This is a genomic window from Asanoa hainanensis (genome assembly GCF_900188485.1).
Lineage (GTDB): Bacteria > Actinomycetota > Actinomycetes > Mycobacteriales > Micromonosporaceae > Asanoa > Asanoa hainanensis.
The window spans coordinates 1-5,124 of sequence record NZ_FZPH01000039.1; the positions used below are offsets into that span (position 1 = coordinate 1).

The following is a 5,124-nucleotide window of genomic DNA, read 5'->3' on the forward strand; positions in this document are numbered from 1 at the left end:
CGGGAGTTGCACAGTGGACGCGTAGCAGCTTTGTAGGTCAAGTCCTCGGCCTATTAGTACAGGTCAACTGAACCCGTTACCGGGCTTACATTTCCTGCCTATCAACCCAGTGGTCTAGCTGGGGGCCTTACCCCACACAAGTGTGGGTGGGATACCTCATCTTGAAGCGAGCTTCCCGCTTAGATGCTTTCAGCGGTTATCCCTTCCGAACGTAGCTAACCAGCCGTGCCCCTGGCGGGACAACTGGCACACCAGAGGTTCGTCCGTCCCGGTCCTCTCGTACTAGGGACAGCCCTTCTCAAGTATCCTACGCGCACGGCGGATAGGGACCGAACTGTCTCACGACGTTCTAAACCCAGCTCGCGTACCGCTTTAATGGGCGAACAGCCCAACCCTTGGGACCTGCTACAGCCCCAGGATGCGACGAGCCGACATCGAGGTGCCAAACCATCCCGTCGATATGGACTCTTGGGGAAGATCAGCCTGTTATCCCCGGGGTACCTTTTATCCGTTGAGCGACACCGCTTCCACATGCCGGTGCCGGATCACTAGTCCCGACTTTCGTCCCTGCTCGACCTGTCAGTCTCACAGTCAAGCTCCCTTGTGCACTTACACTCAACACCTGATTGCCAACCAGGCTGAGGGAACCTTTGGGCGCCTCCGTTACTCTTTAGGAGGCAACCGCCCCAGTTAAACTACCCACCAGACACTGTCCCTGAACCGGATAACGGTCCGAAGTTAGATACCCGAATCAACCAGAGTGGTATTTCAAGATTGCCTCCACCCGTACTGGCGTACGAGCTTCACCGGCTCCCACCTATCCTACACAAGCTAACTCAGATACCAATGTCAAGCTATAGTAAAGGTCCCGGGGTCTTTCCGTCCTGCCGCGCGTAACGAGCATCTTTACTCGTAATGCAATTTCGCCGGGCCTGTGGTTGAGACAGTAGGGAAGTCGTTACGCCATTCGTGCAGGTCGGAACTTACCCGACAAGGAATTTCGCTACCTTAGGATGGTTATAGTTACCACCGCCGTTTACTGGCGCTTAAGTTCTCCGCTTCGCCCCGAAGAGCTAACAGGTCCCCTTAACGTTCCAGCACCGGGCAGGCGTCAGTCCATATACATCGAATTACTTCTTCGCATGGACCTGTGTTTTTAGTAAACAGTCGCTTCCCCCTGGTCTCTGCGGCCATACCACGCTCCACAAGCGTGTTGCTTCACGTGTCCGGCCCCCCTTCTCCCGAAGTTACGGGGGTAATTTGCCGAGTTCCTTAACCACAGTTCGCCCGTCGCCTTGGTATTCTCTACCTGACCACCTGTGTCGGTTTGGGGTACGGGCCGCTAAGAACTCGCTAGAGGCTTTTCTCGGCAGCATAGGATCACTGACTTCACCTGAATCGGCTCGGCATCACGTCTCACCCTCCATGCACCACGGATTTGCCTATGGTGCGGGCTACACGCTTACCCCGGCACAACCACCGGCCGGGATCAGCTACCTTCCTGCGTCACCCCATCGCTTGACTACTACCCACCAGGTTCCCACGCTCCCCACCATTGACCCGAAGGCCGCCGGCGGTTTGGGTGGTTAGCACAGTGAGGTTCATCAGGGACGCTCTTTCGCGGGTACGGGAATATCAACCCGTTGTCCATCGACTACGCCTCTCGGCCTCGCCTTAGGTCCCGACTCACCCAGGGCGGATTAGCCTGGCCCTGGAACCCTTGGTCATCCGGCGGAAGGGTTTCTCACCCTTCTTGCGCTACTCATGCCTGCATTCTCACTCGTACCGCGTCCACAACTCGATCACTCGGCTGCTTCACCCGCGGCACGACGCTCCCCTACCCATCCACACACCTGGATCATCGTCCGAAAACGACAACCTGGTTAATATGTGAATGCCACAGCTTCGGCGGTGTACTTGAGCCCCGCTACATTGTCGGCGCGGAACCACTTGACCAGTGAGCTATTACGCACTCTTTAAAGGGTGGCTGCTTCTAAGCCAACCTCCTGGTTGTCTAAGCGACCCCACATCCTTTTCCACTTAGCACACGCTTAGGGGCCTTAGCTGGTGATCTGGGCTGTTTCCCTCTCGACTACGAAGCTTATCCCCCGCAGTCTCACTGCCGCGCTCTCACTTACCGGCATTCGGAGTTTGGCTGATTTCGGTAAGCTTGTAGGCCCCCTAGACCATCCAGTGCTCTACCTCCGGCAAGAAACACGCGACGCTGCACCTAAATGCATTTCGGGGAGAACCAGCTATCACGGAGTTTGATTGGCCTTTCACCCCTAACCACAGGTCATCCCCCAACTTTTCAACGTTGGTGGGTTCGGCCCTCCACGCGGTCTTACCCGCGCTTCAGCCTGCCCATGGCTAGATCACTCCGCTTCGGGTCTAGAACACGCGACTCAACGCCCTATTCGGACTCGCTTTCGCTACGGCTCCCCCACACGGGTTAACCTCGCCACGTGCCACTAACTCGCAGGCTCATTCTTCAAAAGGCACGCCGTCACCCCTCAAGGCTCCGACGGATTGTAGGCGAACGGTTTCAGGTACTATTTCACTCCCCTCCCGGGGTACTTTTCACCATTCCCTCACGGTACTCGTCCGCTATCGGTCACCAGGAAGTATTCAGCCTTACCAGGTGGTCCTGGCAGATTCACGGCAGATTACAGGGGTCCGCCGCTACTCGGGAACAACCACAGAAGACCAGTCGCTTTCACCTACCGGACTATCACCGTCTACGGTCGGCCTTTCCAGACCATTCGACTAACAACTGGCTTTGTAACTCCTCGACTGGTTGTCAGCCCAGTCCGCGATGTCCCACAACCCCGACCACGCAACCCCTGACAGGTATCACACGCAACCGGTTTAGGCTCAATCCGCTTTCGCTCGCCACTACTCACGGAATCACTATTGTTTTCTCTTCCTACGGGTACTGAGATGTTTCACTTCCCCGCGTTCCCTCCACACACCCTATGAATTCAGGTGCGGGTGACACCACATAACTGGTGCCGGGTTACCCCATTCGGACACCCTGGGATCACAGCTAGGTTGACAGCTCCCCCAGGCCTATCGCGGCCTCCCACGTCCTTCATCGGCTCCTGGTGCCAAGGCATCCACCGTTCGCCCTTGACAACTTGACCACAAAGATGCTCGCGTCCACTGTGCAATTCTCAACAAACAACCAACCCACAACCCACAGACCCACCACCAGACCCAGCGCCTCAGCGCCGGCGGTATGAGCGGGCCAGGCCATGCCTGGCAGCTTCGATCCGAAAGACAAGCTCAGCGCTTGTTCTTTCAGGACCCAACAGGGTGTTTAGTGCTTCTCCAGCCGCACCATCGAGCTCGTTCCTTCACGCAAGCGTGTGTACTAGAGCAAATGTGGCCGTTGCCAGAGAAAGCTAAGCCAGTGTCTCCGCCATTGAGCACCCCCACCCCACATTCGGAGGCGGCGGGCTCCTACCCGGCTTTCGCCAGGAGGTGCTCCTTAGAAAGGAGGTGATCCAGCCGCACCTTCCGGTACGGCTACCTTGTTACGACTTCGTCCCAATCGCCAGCCCCACCTTCGACGGCTCCCTCCACAAGGGTTGGGCCACCGGCTTCGGGTGTTGCCGACTTTCGTGACGTGACGGGCGGTGTGTACAAGGCCCGGGAACGTATTCACCGCAGCGTTGCTGATCTGCGATTACTAGCGACTCCGACTTCACGGGGTCGAGTTGCAGACCCCGATCCGAACTGAGACCGGCTTTTTGGGATTCGCTCCACCTCACGGTATCGCAGCCCATTGTACCGGCCATTGTAGCATGCGTGAAGCCCTGGACATAAGGGGCATGATGACTTGACGTCATCCCCACCTTCCTCCGAGTTGACCCCGGCAGTCTTCGATGAGTCCCCGGCATAACCCGCTGGCAACATCGAACGAGGGTTGCGCTCGTTGCGGGACTTAACCCAACATCTCACGACACGAGCTGACGACAGCCATGCACCACCTGTCACCGCCCCCGAAGGACCTCCCATCTCTGGAAGTTTTGCGGTGATGTCAAACCCAGGTAAGGTTCTTCGCGTTGCATCGAATTAATCCGCATGCTCCGCCGCTTGTGCGGGCCCCCGTCAATTCCTTTGAGTTTTAGCCTTGCGGCCGTACTCCCCAGGCGGGGCGCTTAATGCGTTAGCTGCGGCACAGAGGACCGGAGAGGCCCCCCACACCTAGCGCCCAACGTTTACAGCGTGGACTACCAGGGTATCTAATCCTGTTCGCTCCCCACGCTTTCGCTCCTCAGCGTCAGTATCGGCCCAGAGACCCGCCTTCGCCACCGGTGTTCCTCCTGATATCTGCGCATTTCACCGCTACACCAGGAATTCCAGTCTCCCCTACCGAACTCTAGCCTGCCCGTATCGGCTGCAAGCCCGCAGTTGAGCCACGGGATTTCACAGCCGACGCGACAAGCCGCCTACGAGCTCTTTACGCCCAATAAATCCGGACAACGCTCGCGCCCTACGTCTTACCGCGGCTGCTGGCACGTAGTTGGCCGGCGCTTCTTCTGCAGGTACCGTCACTTGCGCTTCGTCCCTGCTGAAAGAGGTTTACAACCCGAAGGCCGTCATCCCTCACGCGGCGTCGCTGCATCAGGCTTCCGCCCATTGTGCAATATTCCCCACTGCTGCCTCCCGTAGGAGTCTGGGCCGTGTCTCAGTCCCAGTGTGGCCGGTCGCCCTCTCAGGCCGGCTACCCGTCGTCGCCTTGGTAGGCCATCACCCCACCAACAAGCTGATAGGCCGCGAGCCCATCCCAGACCGAAAAACTTTCCCCAACCAACCATGCGGCCAGAAGGAGGTATCCGGTATTAGCCCCCGTTTCCGAGGGTTATCCCAAAGTCCAGGGCAGGTTACTCACGTGTTACTCACCCGTTCGCCGCTCGAGTACCCCGAAGGGCCTTTCCGCTCGACTTGCATGTGTTAAGCACGCCGCCAGCGTTCGTCCTGAGCCAGGATCAAACTCTCCAACAAAAACCTTTGTTAAAAAGCGACCTGGCAACCATAATTAACGGATGCCAAAATCAAACACAATTGGCACTGGCTTATCAAACACCCTGTTGAGTTCTCAAAGAACAAACACACACC

2 rRNA genes are annotated in these 5,124 nt (G+C 57.5%); both read right to left on the bottom strand.

What is annotated here, in order from left to right:
• Positions 1-33: 33 nt before the first annotated feature.
• Positions 34-3,143 (bottom strand): 23S ribosomal RNA (locus tag CHC05_RS40420).
• A 351-nt stretch (positions 3,144-3,494) separates the two neighbouring features.
• A 16S ribosomal RNA gene (locus CHC05_RS40425) occupies positions 3,495-5,010 on the bottom strand.
• The 16S and 23S rRNA genes sit together here, the layout of an rRNA operon.
• Positions 5,011-5,124: the final 114 nt, after the last annotated feature.